This is a genomic window from Parabacteroides sp. FAFU027 (genome assembly GCF_022808675.1).
Taxonomy (GTDB): Bacteria; Bacteroidota; Bacteroidia; order Bacteroidales; family UBA7332; genus CAXXIC01.
Genome location: NZ_JAKZKV010000001.1, coordinates 383289 through 402798, shown reverse-complemented (window position 1 = coordinate 402798; position 19510 = coordinate 383289). Strand labels below are relative to the sequence as shown.

The following is a 19510-nucleotide window of genomic DNA, read 5'->3' as shown; positions in this document are numbered from 1 at the left end:
GTTTTGGGTACGAGTTGCGCTATCGCTAAACTCGCACCAGGAGTTACTTTTCAAACTCGCGCGAAAGAGGAGCTGTATTATTTATTTTCTCAATCTACTTCCATTTGGGCAAACTTTTCGACATTCTTTACAAGAATAAATCTCAACACCCCTTTTATTTTTAATTTCTGAATACTCTCGACATTTCTTTTGTGATACATGATAATTTTCATCTATTGCATTTACCGGACAACTATCGATACACAATCTACACTTTTCATTACAATACTCTTTATCGATTAAGTCATCAGATTCTAAAACAGCATTGGTTATTATGGCTCCAAGTTTTATCAAATTACCATACTTTTCATTACATAACAATGCATTTTTTCCTATTCTTCCGATTCCAGCCTTATATCCTATGTGTTTTAATGAGAGTATTCCCTTTCCAGTTAAAGTATCTGCATCCCAATAATCATATGGAACTGAAGGTATCAATATTGCTGAATATCCTTTCTTCTCAATATAGTTTGTAATTGCAAATGCTATTTGACTTACTTTTGTTAGAGCTATTTCTTCAATCGCTGTATATGGTGATGGAGTATCTATATACAATGGCATTTCAGGAATTTTACATACTATCGATATGACAGATTGTGTTTCTTTGTATACATCTTTAGGATGAAAACCTTTCGGAAAATCATCAAATCTATCTATTGAAGCTATTCCACACAAATCTGCTCCTTGATCAAAAGCATATTTTTTTATATCATTCGATGTTATCATAATTTTCTTTTTTATATAGCACCCAACGGGTAGTTTTTATTTTCTATATAATTTCCTCATTCAACTATTAGTTCAATTGATTGTTCGTCAACGAGCAACGAACGTAGTATTTGTTTTACTCTTGTTTTGTCGGTAATTTTACTTTTGTCAAACTATTCAATAAGTCCCCCCTCTAGCGCAAGTTTAGCGCAGTGTACCTCGTGCTGGAAATACGAGCAGCTTGTAGCTGCGTGATAGTCCGGCAAGTTGCAATATTAACTCTGCCTTTGATCTCTAACAATGCCAGTCGACTATTTCTCATATTCATATCATTAATATGCGACAGCTACAAGCTGTCTTTGTTTTGGACACGAGTTACGCTATCGCTAAACTCGCGCCAAGAGTTACTTTTCAAACTCGCGCGAAAGAGGGGGTAGTTGATTTTTATCATTAATCAGACGCTGCACCATAAAATAATACTGAGTTCTGATTTTTATTATCGATAATTAAATATTCGAAATCCCACCATACTGGATAAATTGACAATCCTGTTTCATTTGGATAAATATAGAAATCAGTATTATCCTTTGCAATGAAACCATCAAAAGCATTCCAGAATTCAAGTGTTTCTAGTTTTAATTCCTTTTCTTCTTTCTCATTTAATTCAAGTCCAGCGCCGCTATCTACGCGATAATCAAAACAGTCACTAACAACTATTTTTAAGTCTCCGTAATCAGTTAAAGTCAAAGAGTCAAAGTCTGGATAAGCTTTTGGATAAAGAGTTTTGATCTTATCTTTAATTAAACCCAAATCAATAACTTGTTCAAATAAGTCAAAATGTAAGGACACTTCGTAATTAAATCCTTCCATTTTCTTTTTTAAAATCCTAAGCTTTTCGTTCAGCAAATCCACTTTCATAAGAGCTTTTTTTCAATTACACACCCCTCTAGCGCGAGTTTAGCGCAGCGTAACTCGTGCTGGAAATACGAGCAGCTTGTAGCTGCGGCATAGTCCTACAAGCTGCAATATTAACTCTGTCTTTAATCTCTAACAATGCCAGTCGACTATTTATCATATTCGTATTATTAATATGCGACAGCTACAAGCTGTCTTTGTTTTGGACACGAGTTATTCTATCGCTAAACTCGCGCCAGGAGTTACTTTTCATACTCGCGCGAAAGAGGGTTTTTCATAGTTCAATATCGTAATGTCTTGCAAGTCTTTCTATATGATCAACATAATATTGATTTATGTATGGTTTAGACTTTTTTTCTTCTTTTCGACCGTCTGGATAATTTATAATTTGAGTCGTCATTTGAGGTGTCAAAGCAAGTTTGTGTTGTTCTTTTATGAGTTGTTTACCCCTTTCCATTTGATCTGTCATCATTAGAAATACTATTTTTCCGTATGGAGACAAAAGAAAGCCTGTATTTCTTTCCGAATATCTTTTGAGGTCGTCAAGCGATTTATACTCTTCAAATAATGGTTTTAAATATTTCTCAAGATCACTCTTTACTTGTCCTGCAACTTTGGTTCTGTCAACACGTTTACTTAGTTCATACCAATGGTCACATTTGTGAGAATAAGATCCAAGTCTGTCATATATAAAACAGTCTGTAGTTTTAGGAAAGTTAGTTGGCAACTCTCTACCCAACGAAAGTGTCCTTATTTCCTCATTGTAAAATCCCAAATTAAACGTAAAACTCAAACTGTCGTTATACGAGTTCCATTGACTTTTCTGAACAGTAAAGCACTGTGTTATGTCATTCGTTTGTCGTGAAAAATGTTGTGCTTTTCGTCTAAATCCAAGGTCTTTGAAGAAAGGAATAATTATTCCCTTAAAAATCTCGTCGAAGTCAGTTTTTAAATTGTCAGGTGTCATATGTTTTTTCTACTCCCTCTAGCGCGAGTTTAGCGCAGCGTAACTCGTGCTGGAAATTTGAGCAGCTTGTAGCTGCGGTTTTGTTTAACAAGGTTCAATATTTACTCTTCCTTTGCCACCTGCAAAATCTATTGCGCTACTGTATGGATAGTTTTCCGGTCTGTCCACAAAACCAGCTCTTACCGGATTCTCATGTATGTAGTCAATCGTATTATCTATCGCAAAAGCTTGAGTTGAAAGCTCTATCGGTTGATTATGTTGCTGCCAGAATTGATACTTACTATTATGAGAATTTCGTTTTCCGGCACGCTCAAACATCCAAAGCATCCATTCTTTCCGACTTTCCTGTGGATTTTCTTCAATCGCTTTGGTTATCGCTTTTGAAGTGTGTCTTTTTAAATCTCTTAGGATATCTTCCAACGGAATTTCCCTTTGCTCGATGACCAGATGCACATGATTACTCATTATCACCCATGCATATATCACTAATCCTTTCTCCTTAATGCAATAATTCAGGCTATCGACCACTATATCTTTGTATAATGGTCTTGTGAAAACATCAATCCAGTTTACAGTCGCGAATGTGGCAAAATAGATCGCTTCCGGGTTTCGGAATTTGTATTTTCTACTCATAGAATTTCTGCTTTTATTTATGCGACAGCTACAAGCTGTCTTTGTTTTGGACACGAGTTACGCTATCGCTAAACTCGCGCCAAGAGTTACTTTTTATCTTTCTATTTTTTTCATTCTTATGGTGTCAGTTGGATTTCTGAAACCAATCAAATTGTCTTTGCTAATTTTCATTGTCATAGAGTCCGCTTTTAAAATCCAATTCCCATTTTCGTTCTCATAATGTCCGTCTAAGAACCCACAGGATGAACCAGGATTTAAACTGTAAGTGAGACTAAATTCGTTTGTTTCTTTCAACCTTATCAATGAAAAAGTAGTGTCGGCTTTCTGAAATGTCCATTCTTCTAATTGTTTGTTTTGGTGTCTGTCGATACCCCTTCCAAACAGGTAAAACATTATAATTGAAGAAAGGACTGAGTTTACAAGAAATACACTCGAATACTCCTTCTTTTTAGCAAATAATAGAACTCCTGCTATTATAAGATTAAGAACAAAAACAAAAGGAACCAGAAGAATGATTTCTATTGAAACACTTGGGTCTGGGTCCATTCGATACACCCATAGCCAAATCAGTCCAAAGTCAATAATCGTAAGTCCTAATATTTTATATAGTGTTTTCATTTATAATGTCCTTCCTCTAGCGAGTTTAGTACCTATTAGCGCGAGATCCGCTATCGCTGACCTCGCGCCAAAGTTTGTAGCACAGGGTTTTACCCCTGCACTATCTTTTCCAATTCCACATTAATATTGCACAATTCGTCCCAGCTTACGGTGACGATGATTGTTTTTGTTTTGAAGCCCACCTTCTCAATGGTGACTTCATAGATGCCATCATCAAGTGATTTGATCATAAAGCCGCCTTTGGCTGCGCTCTCTTTCTGCAGGACGATGTCGGTTGTACCTTGAAGGCGGAAAGTGAGTGTTGCGCCGATGACCGGCTTGCCGGTGGCAACGTCCGTCACGGTACCTTGTGCGCTGAGTGACGAAATTGCCGGTTCTTTAATTTTGCGCGCATTCAGATAGCTATTATAGAAGACCGGCTCAGTGGTTCTGATTATTTTTATTACGGTATCCATATTTTCTATGGCGGTTTCGGCGGCTTCAAATCCCTGATTGGCGATAAACTGATACTCTTTCGTTTGAGTATTGGCATTCAGATTACCGGGGATTGTGACAAACAGTGAATTGATTGTCGCTTTAAAGGCACTTTGCGTATTACTATTCAGAAAAAAGGGCCCGACATACTCCAGATGCTCATCAATGTGATTATAGAGATTATTTGATACATTGATTAATTCCGGGATGGAAAGTCTTCTCAGGTCTGAAACTGTAAATTTCGTTTCTGCCAGCAAAGTGGCGTTGTTGCTGATTTTAGCATAAGCATAAATCTTATCGGCATTTTCCTGCGTAATGTCAACTACAGATTCCTTAATTACCTGGCTATTGACAATTTTTCCGGCAGGATTATGGTTCTGTTCATTGATTTGTGCCTGAATCAACAGGATTGCCGCATCAAGATCAGCCATAAAATCAGTAAAGCCGGGGATTTTAGCTGTAATTTCAGGATTCTTTTTCAAAAAATCACATAATGCCAGATACATGTTTAATTTGGCTTGAAGTCTTCCTTTCATGATACATCAGTTTAAAAGATTAGTATTTAATTTTTATGGTATGATGGGTGTTTGATAAACTACTCTTAATGATATTTAATGAATCGGTTGTGCTAAAGTATGAATACTGTTTTGAAATAGCAAAAATAAACACACATAATGCAGGTAGAAGAGCTAATTTAGTTAGGTTATAAATAGACCTGTTAGCTTTAATAAGTTTAATGTTGGCTGCAATCCCTTTGTTAATGGGCTAATTTGTGGCTTGTTTTAACCAGATGTAATTAGATTAATACATAATATTTGATAGTGTAAATTGGGTTGTGTCTGTTTAATGTATTTATTGCCAGGTTTATATGTGCTGTTTTTTTTTGTGTTTTACTTATTAATCCTACTGGTTGTCTGTTTTTCTGGTAGTTTTAGTTAATTAGAGGGATTAATTCTATGTTGTGATGAATATATCCCTATTTGATCAATATGCTTTAATGTAATCGGTCTATGTTTTTATGTACTTTGCCTTTGTATTGACTGTAATCAGTCTATGTTTTCGTGTACTTTGCCTTTGTATTGACTGTAATCGGTCTATGTTTTCGTGTACTTTACCTTTGTATTGATTGTAATCAGTCTATGTTTTCGTGTACTTTGCCTTTGTATTGACTGTAATCGGTCTATGTTTTCATGTACTTTGCCTTTGTATTGACTGTAATCAGTCTATGTTTTCGTGTACTTTGCCTTTGTATTGACTGTAATCGGTCTATGTTTTCGTGTACTTTACCTATGTTTTGCTGTAATCAGTCTATGTTTTCGTGTACTTTGCCCTTGTTACTACTGTAATCGGTTTATGTTTTCTTGTTCTTTGCTTATGTTTTGCTGTAATCAGTCTATGTTTAAGTGTATTTTACCTTTGTTACTATTGTAATCGGTCTTTGTATTCCCTGTACTTTGATATAATAAGTGTAGTTTTTGGGGTAAATAGAGCTGATTTCAGTCTAATCAGCCAGATTCACCCATCTTTCGGAGAGGTCGGGGGAGGTTTTAAGCAAAAAAACGGGCGATAATCAGATTACCGCCCGTTTCATTATCGTGTAAGATAGAGATTACTCTTCGTCTTCGTCCTCTTCCGACTCAGCCATGTTGTGGAAAACGTTTTGCACGTCTTCATCATCTTCCAGCTTGTCGATCAGTTTGTTGATCTGTTTGCGTTGCTCAGGAGTCAGTTCTTTGGTATCGTTAGGGATACGCTCGAATTCTGCGCTGATGATCTCAAATCCGTTTTCTTCGAAGTATTTCTGGATCGCGTTGAAAGACTCGAATTCACCGTAGATGGTGATTTCGTTTTCTTCTTCCACCAATTCATCGGCACCGAAGTCGATCAATTCAAGTTCGAGGTCTTCCAGCTCGATTCCGTCTTTCTTGGTTACTTTGAACACACATTTACGGTCGAACAGGAAGGTAAGGCTACCGGTAGTACCCAATGAACCTCCGCAGTGATTGAAGTAGCTGCGCACGTTACCAACGGTACGGGTGGTATTGTCGGTAGCTGTTTCCACTACCACGGCGATACCGAAGGGGCCGTATCCTTCATATACCATCTCTTTGTAATCAGCTTCGTCTTTCGATGTCGCTTTTTTGATGGCGCGTTCAATGGTTTCTTTAGGCATGTTGGCTGCTTTGGCATTCTGCAAAAGCGCACGCAGGCGTGGGTTGGAATCCGGATCCGGACCTCCGCCTTTTACACAGATCGAAATTTCTTTTCCCAGTTTGGTAAACGTGCGGGCCATGTTGCCCCAACGTTTCATTTTTCTTGCTTTGCGGTATTCAAACGCTCTTCCCATTGGTTTTTAGAAGTTAGTGGAGTAAGGTAGTTGAGAAAATAGTTAGTATCATTTCATCGGAAGAAGTTTTATAATTCTTACTCCTTATATTACCCCTAAATCCCCTAAAGGGGACTTTTGCAGCAGTGCAATTAGGAATATGCTGTGCTTAAAAGGGATATATTTATAGGATTCTGTGGATGTCTTGCACGCTCTTTAAGTCTCCTTTAGGGGATTTAGGGGCGGTATATAAAGCAATCCATATCTGAATCTAAAATGTTATCTTTCCGATCTTTCCTGACTATTAAGAGAGCCTCTCTTTTTCTCTTCTTTGAACTCCGTTCTGGTTTATATTATACTTATCTTAATTTCGCGTTGAGTTTTTGTTCCAGGTTATTCTGGATTTTACCCATGATAGACTCGATTTGTTTATCGGTCAGGGTTTTGGTTTCGTCCTGGATGTGGAAGCTGACCGCGTATGATTTCTTGCCTGCTTCGAGGTTTTTGCCTTCATACACATCGAATAGCTCCACTTTCTTCAACAGTTTACGCTCGCTTTCGAATGCGATCTTTTCGATTTCGGCGAATGTAACCGCTTTGTCAAGCAACAGGGCAAGGTCGCGTTTCACTGCCGGGAATTTTGAGATCTCACTGAAGGTTACTTTCTGGTTGCGGATCTCGCGCATCAGTACGTTCCAGTTGACGTCAGCGTAGAACACCGGTGTGTCGATGTCGAACTGCTTGGTCAGGCTGCGGTTTACGATACCGGCGATAGCCAGTTGTTTTCCACCTTTGGTTGAGTAGGTGAGGGCCGCTGCAAAGATATCATCGCTCACTTGCAAGGTCGAATAGCGGTTGCTGTTTACTCCTAAGCGGGTGAAGATGTTTTCTACATAGGCTTTCAGCAGGTAAACAGAAGTTTCTTCGTCACCGTGCGCCCAACTGTTGCTGACTTTGCTGCCGCACAACCACAATCCGAGGTGTTGGTCTTCGCTGTACGGAGAGAGTGATTCACCCTCTTTTTGTTTCTCAGCTTCGAAACGGTAGCAGTTACCGAATTCGAACAGGGAAAGGTCGTTGTTTCTGCGGTTACGGTTGTATGCAACGCTTTCGAGTCCACCAAACAACAAGGTTTGACGCATTGCGTTGAGGTCGTTACTCAATGGATTGAGCAGCATCACGCAGTTTGCACCCGGGAACGAAACCAGATCATTGTAGTATGCCGATTTTGTCAGCGAGTTGTTGAGGATTTCGTTGAAGCCTGATCCAATCAATTGCTCCGCAGCCAGGTTTTGGAGACGGTTGCTCTTGTCGGTGTCGGTTTTATAAGAGAGTGTAGCATTTACCTGTTGACCGATTTCTACATTATTATAACCATAGATGCGGAGAATGTCTTCGATCACGTCCACATCACGCTGTACATCCACACGATAGGTAGGAATGCTTACGATCAATGTAGTTTCGTATTCGGCCACGATCTCTTTTTCGAGGCTTTTCAGGATATTTTTTACGGTCTCCTTCGGAATTTCTTTGCCAATCAGGCTGTTGACTTTGGCATAGGTCAATTCTACCTTGCAGTTCTCGATCGGTTCAGGGTAAATGTCCACCACATCACCAGCGATGGTTCCTCCGGCCAGCTCCTGGATGAGCGTTGCCGCACGCTTCAATACATATACGGTATTGTTAGGGTCTGCACCACGCTCGAAGCGGAAAGATGAGTCGGTATTCAATCCGTGACGACGGGCAGTCTTGCGCACCCACATCGGGTTGAAGTATGCACTTTCAAGGAATATATCGGTAGTTGCTTCGGTTACGCCTGATTTCAGTCCGCCGAACACACCTGCGATACACATTCCCTCTTCAGCGTTGCAGATCATGAGGTCGTTTTCCGACATCTTGCGCTCCAACTCATCGAGTGTAACGAATTTGCTGCCTTCCGGTGTGGTTTTTACGATGACCTGGTTGCCTTTGATCTGGTTTTTGTCAAATGCATGAAGCGGATGACCCATTTCGTGAAGGACGTAGTTGGTTACGTCCACTACATTATTGATAGGGCGAAGGCCGATGGATTTCAGTCGGTTTTGCAACCACTCCGGACTCTCCTTCACAGTAACTCCCTTGATGGTAACGCCAGAATAGCGGGGACAAGCAGCCTGATTTTCCACAGTCACTTTTACCGCATCGCTGTCGGCAACTGTTTTAAAGCTGTCGATTGACGGTTTTTCCAGTTTAATTTGTTGTCCCTGCTGGGTCAGATATGCCGCCAGGTCGCGTGCCACACCGTAATGTGAAGCCGCATCCACGCGGTTTGGAGTGATATCGACTTCAAGGATGAAGTCCGATTTTACATTGTAATAGTCTTTGGCCAATGTACCTACTACCGCGTCCTGTGGCAATTCGATGATGCCATGATGGCTGGTACCAACACCGATTTCATCTTCGGCACAGATCATTCCGTTTGACTCAATGCCACGGATTTTTGATTTCTTGATGGTAAATACATCGTCACCGTCGTAAAGTTTTGCACCTAATGTGGCAACTACCACTTTTTGTCCGGCTGCAACGTTAGCTGCTCCACACACGATTTGCTGTGGTTCGCCGTTTCCGAGATCGACGGTGGTGATATGCAGATGATCGGAGTTGGGATGATCTTCGCATGTCAATACATGTCCGATTACCAATCCTTCCAATCCACCTTTGATGGTCTGAAATTCTTCAATACCTCCGGTTTCGAGACCGATAGAGGTGAGCGCTGCCGCAACTTCTTCGGGTTGCAGGTCAAAGTTTAAGTATTCTTTCAGCCAGTTGTATGAAATATTCATTGTACAGTAAGTTAGTTACGTGTTATTAGTAAGATATTTGACCTTCGATTAAACAAAGGAGAAAGGTGTCCAAATCTTTATTTGCCGACCCCTCCTAACCTCCCCAAAGTGGGGAGGAACGCGTGCAATACATTACACTTTGATGGTTTACTCTTTTATTATTCCGAAAGAAGCCGTTGTTGTAACTGCTCTTAAAGCCCCCATTTTGGGGGTTGGGGGTCGGAACAGTTTAATAGAAGCTTTTTAGTCTATTCACCTGACTAAAATAAGCATCCAATCAAGGCTGATATCCGATTAATTGCTTATTACCCTCAATTCGGGATGCAAAAATAGGCATTTTTACTGAAATGATTCGTCGATGCTCTCTTCTGCCGGCTCTGTTTGATAGTTTTGGATAAATGAAGACTCCGCACAAGGGTCGGTATATTTCGGTGACGGCGGGAAATCTTCGGTTTGGGTGTAGCCCAATCGGGGATCGGCGTACACCTTCTTGATAAAGTTGGCATAAATTGGCAATGCCATGTTGGCCCCCTGTCCATCGGCCGTCATATCGAAGTGGATGGCACGGTCTTCACAGCCTACCCACATACCCGCAACCAGTCTTGGCGTAACTCCCATGAACCAACCGTCAGAGTTTTGGTTGGTAGTACCGGTTTTACCGGCCATTGGTGCAGTAATACCGTATTTGTAACGCAGGCGAACCCCGGTTCCTTCATTGATTACCCCTTTCATCATGGTTAGCATTTTGTATCCGGTCTCTTCGCTGAATACTTCCGACATTTTCGGGGTGAAATTGGCCAGTACGTTTCCATAACTGTCTTCGATTCGGGTAACGTATATCGGTTCAGCACGAACTCCTTTATTGGCAAATGCGGTATAGGCCGAAACCATCTCCTCCACGGTCACTTCACATGGACCAAGGCAAAGGGAAACCACAGGGTCGAGCTTGGACTTGATACCAAATGAACGGAGCAGGCGCACAAATGCGTAAGGCGAAAGCTTACTCATCAGGTAAGCCGAAACCCAGTTGTCGGAATTTGCCAATCCCCATTTGAGCGTCACCATTTGTCCGATGCACTTCTTGTTTGCATTACGCGGCACCCACACTTTTCCGTCTTCCGTGAAGAGACGTTGCGCTACGTGCATCATTTGGTTACATGGCGTGAATCCTTCCTCCATCGCCAGGGTATATAGGTACGGTTTAATCGTAGATCCGACCTGACGGCGACCATTTGTCACCATGTCATACTGGAATTGTTTGAAGTCAATGCCTCCCACGTAAGCTTTCACGTAGCCTGTGCGCGGATCCATTGCCATAAATCCCGAACGGATGAAATATTTGTGGTAACGGATCGAGTCCATTGGCGTCATCACGGTATCTTTCATGCCGCTCCAGGTAAATACCTGCATCGGAACCGGCGTATTGAAAACGCGATGGATCTCACTGTCAGAAGCACCTGCTTTTTTCATGATGCGATAGCGGTCTGTTTGCTTTATCGCACGCTGCATGATCATTTCACGTTCTTCCGGACTGATTTTATTGGAGAACGGCGCGTAGTCTCTTCCGCGTTTTTCTGCGAAGAATTTTGGTTGCAGGAATTTTCCGATGTGTTCGGTAACCGCCTGTTCGGCATATTGCTGCATACGGGAATCCACTGTGGTGTAGATTTTCAATCCATCCACGTAGAGGTTGTAGTGTGAGCCGTCCGCTTTTTTGTTTTTATTACACCAACCGTAAAGCGGATTGGTTTCCCACGATAAAGAATCTTCGCTGTATTTTTGTTGCTGGTCTTCACCGTACTCGCTACGTTCCGGTTTCCTGGCCATCATGATTTTACGCAGGAATTCACGGAAGTAGGGGGCAGGACCTTCCTTGTGGTCGGCTTTATTGTAATGGACTACCAGTGGTAATTTTTGCAACGAATCACATTGCTCGGCTGTAATATAGTCTGATTTACGCATCTGGTCGAGTACCACGTTGCGGCGATCGCGTGTTCTTTCGTTGAATCGTAGCGGATTAAACATTGCCGGGTTTTTACACATCCCCACCAATGTAGCTGACTCCTCGATACTCAGCTGATCGGGCGATTTTCCAAAATAAACCAACGCAGCCGATTGTATTCCCACTGCATTATTTAAGAAGTCAAACTTGTTGAAGTACATATTGACGATCTCTTCCTTAGTATAGAAGCGCTCCAACTGCACTGCAATTACCCATTCGATCGGTTTTTGCAGCATACGTTGGAAAATGTCTTCAGCCGTGGGCGAATAGAGCTGTTTGGCAAGCTGTTGGGTAATGGTACTACCACCACCGGCGCTTTTCTGCATGAATATGCCGCGTTTCACAAACGAACGGAGCAATGCCCAGATGTCCACACCAGAATGGTTTTCAAAACGGGCGTCCTCTGTGGCGATCAGCGCTTCTACCAAATGCTTGGAGAGCTGTTTGTAGGTGACAAATACACGGTTCTCTTTGCTTTGGTAGAATCGCCCGAGCACCTGCATGTCGGAAGAATAGACTTCGGACGCGAATTTGTTCTTCGGGTTCTCCAACTCGGCGATGGGTGGCATGTAACCGATTTTACCAAAAGCGATCAGGGAAAATATGGTAACGATGGATAGAATAAACAAGGTAAATGAAATCCAAAAGAAGCGGATAAAGCGTTTTTGTTTGGTCGTCATTGATCGAAAAGTTTTAAACCCTGCAAAATTAATCCTTTTATTGGTTTTGCAGCAATAAATTCTTGTTGGAAATGCCGGATAAGGTCTCTTTCATGCCTGTATCCTGATGGTTCAGCCCGATCTTTTAGAGTCTTTTGCCCGAATGTTGTTATTGTGTTAAGAATTGCAGCCTGATTAGGGTTAAAATCCTTTCGCTCGGTATAGTGCGGTGAATTATTCAATTCCGTTTAGTGGGCTAGTATAGAGAAAATTAATAATACTATTAATCTCTCTTGAATCCATATTTTGTTGCTTTATCTGTAATATCTTTAGTGCCGGAATTTGTTATTTAAATAGCCCGACCTGTTTTGTCTGATTTGTCCGGCAACTACCTGATATATAGTGCCCCGGACGGATTAATGGCGCATTATTGCAAATGAATACCTTAAATTTCAAATTTAGACATGAAGAAAACCCTGATTGCGGTCATTCTGTTTTTTACGTCGTTGTTGTGTGTAAACGCCCAGTATGCGTATTCGCTATATTTTATCAATGAAATGAGCCAGCGGCATGAGTATAATCCGGCATTTGTGCCTGAATACGGTTATTTTGCCCTGCCGGTTATTGGTAATACGCAGGTTGGAGCGACCTCTGATGTGGGGATTCTGAATTTTCTTTTTCCGTATAATAATAAGCAGGTGTTATTTTTGCATCCTTCGGTGAATACCTCCGATTTCCTGAATAAACTTCAGCCGCGAAACAGGATAAAACAAAGTTTGAGCACAGATCTTTTTTCTTGCGGCTTTTTTACCTCAAATAACGATTTCTGGACAATCGGTTTATCATTGAAAGAGAACACGTCGGCAGTTCTTCCCAAATCCCTTTTTGAATTTGCAAAAGATTCAACGAAAAACTATTACGATCTTTCCGATTTGCGGGCAAAGAGTGTTTGCTGGTTGGAGGCTTCTTTAGGTTGTTCAAAAGAGATCAACGAACGTTTAAGGGTTGGTTTTAAGGTAAAGTTGCTCACCGGTATGTCTGAGGAGATCATCAAATACAGTAAGCTGGATTTGAATCGCGTTGGGGATCAGTGGCATGTGAATGCTTCCGGACAGACTTTCATCGCGTCCAATTTCCTTTCGTATAAGGTTGATTCGACGAATCATTTTACCTTTCAGGATTACACGTTTAACAAGCATAATATCAAACCTGCGGGATTTGGAGCTGCTATTGACCTCGGCTTTTCCTATCGGATAACTCCCGATCTTACCCTTTCGTCCAGTTTGACCGATTTAGGCTTCATTTCCTGGAATCCTTCTGCTGTAAAAATAGGGGAAGCTAAAAATGAATATGATATTAGTGGCGTTAGTGATTCGGCAACATACTCTTACGGAACCTGGAATAATCAGATCTGGTGGCTCGGAGAGAATGGAAAACAGATATTGGCGTACAAACGTTTGACAACGAAACGACGGTACACTGATATGTTAACTGCCACTCTCAGAACTGGTCTTGAATATGATGTTCTGAAAAATGGCAATAAGAGAATCAGTCTGGGCCTTTTGAATACGATCTATTACGGAGAGTATGATTCCGATTTTGAAACTGTTGGGTCTGTAAATCTCAGACCTAATAGTTGGTTTTGTCTTACAGGAACATGCGCATTCTTACACAAGAACCCGAATCGATTTGGATTGGCTATGAACTTTTCACCCAAATGGATTAATTTCTTCATCGCATCTGATTTTCTTTTGCCCCGGTTAAACAGTGATTACCTGCCTAAAAACGCTTTTACCTTTAATGTGCAGACCGGCATTGCAATTCCTCTTTTCCTGAATAAACCTCCTTATCGCTACAAGTATAAAGATTACCCGTATTAACTTCCTTTCCCGGTTTTTTGTCTTTCAAAAGAGGCAGAATCGGGAAAAGTTTTTTCTTCGGGATTTGTCGTGTAAAATATTTCCCTACCTTTGCCCCGCAATTTACCGGTTCCGGATTCGATCTCTCGAAGACGGATTAAAAGGGAATCACGTGCAATTCGTGAGCTATCCCCGTAGCTGTAAAGTCCGCAAAAAACGTTTCGGCACACTTTTGCCACTGTTTCTGATTGAAACGGGAAGGCGCCGGAACGGGACAAGCCAGAAGACCTGCCCGTAAATGTTTTTTCGTCGCCTTCGGGAACTAAGGGCCACGAATCACATCTCATTCAAGATTTTCTTGTTCCAAGTTTTACATTTTATTTACCTAACAGATTGCTTTATGAAACGTAAAGGAATCCTGATTGTCGGTCATGGCAGTAAGTCATCCGATGCAGTCAGGGAATTTGAGCAGATGGTGGCTTATACCAGCCTCCAGACTGACGAGTTTATTGTAAAAGGTGCGCACATGGAGTTGGCTGAACCCAATATTCCCGATACTGTGGAAGCTTTGGTAGCCGGCGGTGTGACTGACATCCGTGTATTGCCTTATTTTCTCTACACCGGCAACCACATCAAGCAGGATATCCCGGAAATCCTTGCCGATGTGAAAGAAAACTATCCTGCGGTGAAATTCAGTTTCGGAAAAGCATTGGGCTTTGACCCGCGTATTGCCGATATTTTGTTGGCAAAAGCTCATGAAGTGGTAGAAATCTGATGATGAAAAGCGCTAAGTTTCTTCGGTTATTTGCTGTTTCGATTGCTCTTTTGGCGGTTCAGAACGCTTCGGCGATGCATATTTCGGAAGGCTTTCTGCCCCCTCAATGGTGTTTGGTGTGGTACCTGGTATCGTTGCCGTTTATTGCCTGGGGATTGAACCGTTTACGGAAAACCATTAGCGCAGACCCGAAGTCGAAGCTGATTCTCGGGATATGCGGGGCATTTGTCTTTGTGCTGTCGGCCATTAAGTTGCCGTCGGTGACGGGGAGTAGTTCGCATTTGGTGGGCACGAGCCTGGGGGCTATGATTACAGGACCTGCTGCGATGGCTGTTGTCGGCGTGGTGGTGCTTTTGTTTCAGGCTCTTTTGCTAGCACATGGCGGACTGACGACGCTCGGGGCGAATGTTTTCTCAATGGCTATAGCCGGACCGTTTCTGGCTTATGGTTTGTTCTGCCTGGGTAAAAAGGTTCGTTGGAACGAATCGGTGAATATCTTTTTTGCCTCGTTTGTTGGTAGTCTTTTCACCTACGTGGTGACCTCGTTCCAATTGGCGGTTTCATTTCCGGATGCGACTGGAGGATGGTGGGTTTCATTCCTGAAGTTCGGCGCTTTGTTTGCCGTTACTCAGTTGCCGCTTTCGGTCATCGAAGGTTTCCTGACGTTGTTTGTCTATCGTTTTGTATCGAAACATATTCCCGAAATCTCATTTGTCAAAACGGGAGAGTAGAAAATTGAACCTATGAAGAATAATCATATCCGAATCTTGTCGGCATCCATTTTTCTGCTGATTGTAGCAGGACTTTACATGTATAATTTCCGGCAGGATTTGCCCGGCGCCGATGATAATGCTTCGACCGTTATCGGTCAAATTGCACCTGCTTATAAACCCTGGTGCAAAAGCATTAGCTTTGATCTGACAAAGGAAATGGAAGCCCTGTTTTTCGGATTACAGATGTTGAGCGGTGTGGTAATATTTGCCATCTGTTTCCGCTTTTTGAAGAAATCCGGACAAAAAACAACCCTGAAATAATGTTTCCGGAAAGCTATTTACAAGCCAACAGATTAAGTCATGTACATCCTATAAATAAAGTGATGTTCTTTCTGTTGTTCATCGTATTTGCCTTTTTGTCAAAGTCTGTCGGGTTTCTTTGTTTGCAAGGCTTATCCATTGTGGCATTTATTCTGTTTTCGGTGAAAATGCCAAAATCAGTCTTACTGAAGATGCTTCTCCTGCCGTTCGGATTCGTGCTGCTCGGCATTTTGCCTTTGGTCATTACCCGCGAGCCTGACTTGATAATGAAACTATGGAAGGGGTGGGGCGTTTCCTCTAACGGATTGCAGCAGTCGGAACTAATTCTGTCGCGCAGTTTTGCACTCACAACGGCCATGTATTGGTTTATTCTGGTGACATCGGTGCAGGAGTTGGTTTATATTTTCAGGAAAATAAAGCTCCCGGCATTGTTTATTGATGTGCTGCTGCTGGTTTACCGGAATATCTTTCTACTGCTTGGGGTCAGTAATCAGATTCACCGGACACAAACTTGCCGGATGGGATACAACAATGCCAGAAATGGCTACCGTTCTCTTGTTTCGTTGATGGGACAAACCTTCGTCTTGTCTTATTACCGCGCGGACCGGCAATACAACAGCGTCCTGACCCGGGGCTATCAGGGTGAATGGCCGGCATCGGTATTGCCGGTGAAATTTTCAAAGAACTATTTAGGATTGTGGTTTGGATTTCTGATTTTCCTTGCCGAAGGATTTATACTAATATAATATTGTTACACGAAAGATGCGGATTTGCACCGATTGGTGTGGTTGATACTAATGCTGATGTTGAATAGATTGGTGCATTTCCGTCCTTTCCGTGTTATGAGTTTGCTAAAACAAAAATAGAACCATTGCTCAGGTTAAATAACATATCGTATGCTTATCCTAACGGGACACAGGCTTTGTCAGACGTCAGCCTGACCGTCGGGCAAGGGGTGAAATGTGCCGTGCTGGGTAGTAACGGGGCCGGAAAATCCTCCCTGTTTACGCTCTTACTTGGACTTGTCAGGCCGCAAAAGGGGGAATACTTCTTAGCTGGAACGTCGGTCGGTTATAGCAAGAAAGAGCTGCAGATGTTGCGCCAGCGTGTCGGGATTGTTTTCCAGGATCCCGAACATCAATTGTTTACCTCCAGCGTGTATGACGAGGTGGCGTTTGGCCTTTCCAATATGGGATTGCCGGTAAGTGAAGTTCGTGAACGGGTAGCTGCGACACTGAAACAATTGCAACTCGAAGATTTGCAGCATCGTCCGCCGCATCTGCTCAGTTACGGGCAAAAGAAGCGGGTGGTGATTGCCGCCGTCATTGCTATGGATCCCGATGTGCTTGTGTTTGACGAACCCTCATCGGGACTGGATCCCGAATCGGCACAGATGATGACCGCGATTCTGAATGATTTACATAAAAAAGGAAAGACGCTGATTGTCTCGACGCACAGTGTGGATTTTGCGTGGAGTTGGGCGCAGCAAATTATCCTGATGAAAGACGGACAGGTGGAAGCCGATGATTCTCCTGAACAAATATTGGTCAATGCAGAGCTGATGAGTCGTTGCAAACTTCGCCAACCCGTATTGGTGGAGCTGTTTGAACGTCTTCATCCGCGTTTACAAACCGGAAACTATCCCCGTTCGGTGGAGGAATTGTCAAACCTGATAACAACGGCATTATGAACGGATTTATACTGGCCGGAACCAATAGCGGATGTGGTAAAACGACCATTACGCTTGGCTTAATGTCGTTGCTGAAAAAACAGGGATTGAAAGTGGCTCCATTCAAGGCAGGACCTGACTTTATCGACCCGGCTTTTCATCAGAAAGCAACCGGAGTGCATTCTTACAATCTGGATAGCCATCTGGTTAGTCATGATATGTTGCGCACCCATTTTTTAGAGAAAACAGCGGGGAAAGATATTGCTGTGGTCGAAGGCGTAATGGGGCTGTTTGATGGTATGGGGGAGCAGAGTGAAGGCAGTGCCGCCGATTTGTCTCGGATACTGAACCTTCCCGTAATCCTGGCGGTCAACTGCAAAGGAGCTTCGCAGAGCGTAGTGGCTACCGTGCATGGTTTTGCCACGCTTGATCCTTCGGTAAAGATTGCAGGCGTAATTCTCAATCATGTCCCGAATCACGAGCATTATCTTTTCCTGAAAAAAATGATCGAAAGTAAGACCGGAGTAGTCTGTATCGGTTACTTGCCTACCCGTCCGGATGTGGTGCTCGAGAGCCGTCATCTCGGCCTGATTCAGGCTACGGAAGTGGACTCGCTCAATGAAAAGATTGACAATCTTACGACGCTTTTTGAGCTGACCATTGATCATGACTCTTTATTGAAGGTGACACGATTGCCGGAAGTATCTTCTTTTGATAATAAGGATGCTTTTGCCAAATGGCATCGTGATCTTGCCGGATTGCGCGTTGGTGTGGCGAAGGACGAAGCATTTTCCTTTTATTATAAAAGCAACCTGGAGCTGTTGGAATTGCACGGTGCGGAACTGGTTTATTTCAGTCCGCTGCATGACAAAAATATTCCCATTAAGGCAAATGCTTTATACATCGGGGGCGGTTACCCCGAGGTTTATGCTTCCGGGCTTTCGGCTAACAATAAAATGCTCGATAGCCTGAAAGAGGCTGCTGAAACAGGGCTACCCATCTATGCCGAGTGCGGCGGACTGATGTATTTGACTGAAAATATCAGATTGCTTTCGGGCGAATGCATCCCGATGACGGGTATTTTCAATAGCACCTCGGCGATGACTAAACGTTTGCAAAGATTTGGATATTGCAGTGTGCAACTGGATGGGGCTGAGACGAGGGCGCACGAGTTTCACCACTCCGAACAGCTGACACCCGATGAGCCGAATTTTGAACTGGCCTATCAGGTCACCAAAGCCTCTAACGGTCGCCGATGGAGTTGCGGATTGCACCGTAAGAACGTTCTGGCAGCTTATGCTCACGTGCAGTTTCTGTCAAGCCCCTCGTTTTATCATAAAATCATAGACTTATGGACCAAACAAAATACACCATTTTAGATCCAACCAAGATCGAAGATCGCAGCTTCGAGATCATTACCGAGGAGCTCGGACACCTTACCTTGCCTGAACCGGAGGCTTCCGTGGTCAAACGGGTCATCCACACGACGGCCGATTTTGAGTACGGATGTATTACCGAAATTCACCCCGACGCGATCGAATCGGGACGGGCGGCTTTGGCTAAAGGCTGCATCGTCTATTGTGATACCAACATGATCGTGGCGGGGGCAAACAAACGGGTACTGAAAAGCCTCGGATGTGAAATCCTTACCTATGTGGACAATGCCGAAGTGGCTGCCGAGGCAAAAGCATCGGGTATCACCCGTTCCATCGTAGGAATCAATAAAGCCGCTTCGGATGAAAAAACGGCCATCTATGTAATCGGCAACGCGCCCACAGCTTTGGTGCGCATCTGTGAATTGATCGAATTGGGAAAAATCAATCCGGCATTGGTGATCGGTGTGCCGGTGGGATTCGTCGGTGCTGCTGAGTCGAAAGAGATGATTCGCAGAAAGGGCGTGCCGTATGTGGTGACCAACGGCCGAAAAGGCGGTAGTACCGTGGCCGTGGCGATCCTCAATGCGATCATGTACGGATTGAAAAGAGATTGAAATAGTCAACGATAACTTTTCCA

General features: G+C 42.9%; 17 protein-coding genes and 1 riboswitch. Of the genes, 8 read left to right on the top strand and 9 right to left on the bottom strand.

The features are described from left to right. Positions 1-81 precede the first annotated feature (81 nt). From MLE17_RS01760 to MLE17_RS01720, 9 genes are all read right to left on the bottom strand, one after another. Complete coding sequence (locus tag MLE17_RS01760; RefSeq protein WP_243345987.1) at positions 82-765, bottom strand: 4Fe-4S double cluster binding domain-containing protein; 684 nt, start codon at positions 763-765, stop codon at positions 82-84. Positions 766-1194: 429 nt separating this feature from the next. Beyond that, positions 1195-1662, bottom strand: a complete 468-nt coding sequence (locus tag MLE17_RS01755) for a hypothetical protein (RefSeq protein ID WP_243345978.1) — start codon at positions 1660-1662, stop codon at positions 1195-1197. Positions 1663-1933: 271 nt separating this feature from the next. Then, the gene (locus MLE17_RS01750; RefSeq protein WP_243345977.1) at positions 1934-2626 is read right to left on the bottom strand and encodes a DUF4304 domain-containing protein; all 693 of its coding nucleotides are present in this window, start codon (positions 2624-2626) and stop codon (positions 1934-1936) included. Positions 2627-2710: 84 nt separating this feature from the next. Further along, positions 2711-3259 (bottom strand): REP-associated tyrosine transposase, encoded by a 549-nt coding sequence (locus tag MLE17_RS01745; protein WP_243345974.1) that lies wholly within the window; start codon positions 3257-3259, stop codon positions 2711-2713. 93 nt (positions 3260-3352) lie between these two features. Further along, complete coding sequence (locus MLE17_RS01740; protein WP_243345949.1) at positions 3353-3877, bottom strand: hypothetical protein; 525 nt, start codon at positions 3875-3877, stop codon at positions 3353-3355. Between the two features lie 89 nt (positions 3878-3966). Further along, the gene (locus tag MLE17_RS01735; RefSeq protein WP_243345948.1) at positions 3967-4887 is read right to left on the bottom strand and encodes a carboxypeptidase-like regulatory domain-containing protein; all 921 of its coding nucleotides are present in this window, start codon (positions 4885-4887) and stop codon (positions 3967-3969) included. Between the two features lie 1073 nt (positions 4888-5960). Next, positions 5961-6698 carry a YebC/PmpR family DNA-binding transcriptional regulator gene (locus MLE17_RS01730; RefSeq protein ID WP_243345947.1) on the bottom strand — a complete coding sequence of 246 codons (738 nt, stop codon included), beginning with the start codon at positions 6696-6698 and terminating at the stop codon, positions 5961-5963. 338 nt (positions 6699-7036) lie between these two features. Beyond that, positions 7037-9499, bottom strand: coding sequence for a phenylalanine--tRNA ligase subunit beta (gene pheT, locus MLE17_RS01725; protein WP_243345945.1), 2463 nt, complete (start codon positions 9497-9499; stop codon positions 7037-7039). Positions 9500-9838: 339 nt separating this feature from the next. Then, on the bottom strand, positions 9839-12181 hold the full coding sequence (locus MLE17_RS01720; protein ID WP_243345943.1) for a transglycosylase domain-containing protein: 2343 nt from the start codon (positions 12179-12181) through the stop codon (positions 9839-9841). Positions 12182-12624: 443 nt separating this feature from the next. On the opposite strand from MLE17_RS01720, the gene MLE17_RS01715 reads away from it, so the two are divergent. From MLE17_RS01715 to MLE17_RS01680, 8 genes are all read left to right on the top strand, one after another. Then, positions 12625-14040 (top strand): DUF5723 family protein, encoded by a 1416-nt coding sequence (locus MLE17_RS01715; RefSeq protein ID WP_243345932.1) that lies wholly within the window; start codon positions 12625-12627, stop codon positions 14038-14040. Between the two features lie 89 nt (positions 14041-14129). After that, positions 14130-14330: riboswitch (cobalamin riboswitch) on the top strand. An 89-nt stretch (positions 14331-14419) separates the two neighbouring features. Beyond that, positions 14420-14794, top strand: coding sequence for a sirohydrochlorin chelatase (locus MLE17_RS01710; protein WP_243345930.1), 375 nt, complete (start codon positions 14420-14422; stop codon positions 14792-14794). Further along, positions 14794-15525 carry an energy-coupling factor ABC transporter permease gene (locus MLE17_RS01705; protein ID WP_243345927.1) on the top strand — a complete coding sequence of 244 codons (732 nt, stop codon included), beginning with the start codon at positions 14794-14796 and terminating at the stop codon, positions 15523-15525. Before MLE17_RS01710 ends, MLE17_RS01705 begins: the two co-directional genes overlap by 1 nt. Before the next feature lie 12 nt (positions 15526-15537). After that, entirely contained in the window at positions 15538-15828 is a 291-nt protein-coding gene (locus MLE17_RS01700; protein WP_243345918.1) for an energy-coupling factor ABC transporter substrate-binding protein, read from the top strand. Then, positions 15828-16574 carry a cobalt ECF transporter T component CbiQ gene (gene cbiQ, locus MLE17_RS01695; protein ID WP_262920272.1) on the top strand — a complete coding sequence of 249 codons (747 nt, stop codon included), beginning with the start codon at positions 15828-15830 and terminating at the stop codon, positions 16572-16574. Before MLE17_RS01700 ends, cbiQ begins: the two co-directional genes overlap by 1 nt. 125 nt (positions 16575-16699) lie before the next feature. Further along, complete coding sequence (locus MLE17_RS01690) at positions 16700-17518, top strand: energy-coupling factor ABC transporter ATP-binding protein (RefSeq protein WP_243345914.1); 819 nt, start codon at positions 16700-16702, stop codon at positions 17516-17518. After that, the gene (locus MLE17_RS01685) at positions 17515-18876 is read left to right on the top strand and encodes a cobyrinate a,c-diamide synthase (RefSeq protein WP_243345911.1); all 1362 of its coding nucleotides are present in this window, start codon (positions 17515-17517) and stop codon (positions 18874-18876) included. The genes MLE17_RS01690 and MLE17_RS01685 overlap by 4 nt, the downstream gene beginning before the upstream one ends. Further along, positions 18849-19487 (top strand): precorrin-8X methylmutase, encoded by a 639-nt coding sequence (locus MLE17_RS01680; RefSeq protein ID WP_243345891.1) that lies wholly within the window; start codon positions 18849-18851, stop codon positions 19485-19487. Before MLE17_RS01685 ends, MLE17_RS01680 begins: the two co-directional genes overlap by 28 nt. Positions 19488-19510 lie beyond the last annotated feature (23 nt).

Excerpts from the sequence above, each read along its gene's own strand:
- MLE17_RS01750 (WP_243345977.1), bottom strand. The coding sequence starts at position 2,626 with ATGACACCTGACAATTTAAAAACTGACTTCGACGAGATTTTTAAGGGA.
- MLE17_RS01700 (WP_243345918.1), top strand. The coding sequence starts at position 15,538 with ATGAAGAATAATCATATCCGAATCTTGTCGGCATCCATTTTTCTGCTG.
- MLE17_RS01680 (WP_243345891.1), top strand. The coding sequence starts at position 18,849 with ATGGACCAAACAAAATACACCATTTTAGATCCAACCAAGATCGAAGAT.
- MLE17_RS01710 (WP_243345930.1), top strand. The coding sequence starts at position 14,420 with ATGAAACGTAAAGGAATCCTGATTGTCGGTCATGGCAGTAAGTCATCC.
- MLE17_RS01745 (WP_243345974.1), bottom strand. The coding sequence starts at position 3,259 with ATGAGTAGAAAATACAAATTCCGAAACCCGGAAGCGATCTATTTTGCC.
- pheT (WP_243345945.1), bottom strand. The coding sequence starts at position 9,499 with ATGAATATTTCATACAACTGGCTGAAAGAATACTTAAACTTTGACCTG.
- MLE17_RS01740 (WP_243345949.1), bottom strand. The coding sequence starts at position 3,877 with ATGAAAACACTATATAAAATATTAGGACTTACGATTATTGACTTTGGA.
- MLE17_RS01730 (WP_243345947.1), bottom strand. The coding sequence starts at position 6,698 with ATGGGAAGAGCGTTTGAATACCGCAAAGCAAGAAAAATGAAACGTTGG.
- MLE17_RS01720 (WP_243345943.1), bottom strand. The coding sequence starts at position 12,181 with ATGACGACCAAACAAAAACGCTTTATCCGCTTCTTTTGGATTTCATTT.
- cbiQ (WP_262920272.1), top strand. The coding sequence starts at position 15,828 with ATGTTTCCGGAAAGCTATTTACAAGCCAACAGATTAAGTCATGTACAT.
- MLE17_RS01735 (WP_243345948.1), bottom strand. The coding sequence starts at position 4,887 with ATGAAAGGAAGACTTCAAGCCAAATTAAACATGTATCTGGCATTATGT.
- MLE17_RS01705 (WP_243345927.1), top strand. The coding sequence starts at position 14,794 with ATGATGAAAAGCGCTAAGTTTCTTCGGTTATTTGCTGTTTCGATTGCT.
- MLE17_RS01715 (WP_243345932.1), top strand. The coding sequence starts at position 12,625 with ATGAAGAAAACCCTGATTGCGGTCATTCTGTTTTTTACGTCGTTGTTG.
- MLE17_RS01760 (WP_243345987.1), bottom strand. The coding sequence starts at position 765 with ATGATAACATCGAATGATATAAAAAAATATGCTTTTGATCAAGGAGCA.
- MLE17_RS01755 (WP_243345978.1), bottom strand. The coding sequence starts at position 1,662 with ATGAAAGTGGATTTGCTGAACGAAAAGCTTAGGATTTTAAAAAAGAAA.
- MLE17_RS01685 (WP_243345911.1), top strand. The coding sequence starts at position 17,515 with ATGAACGGATTTATACTGGCCGGAACCAATAGCGGATGTGGTAAAACG.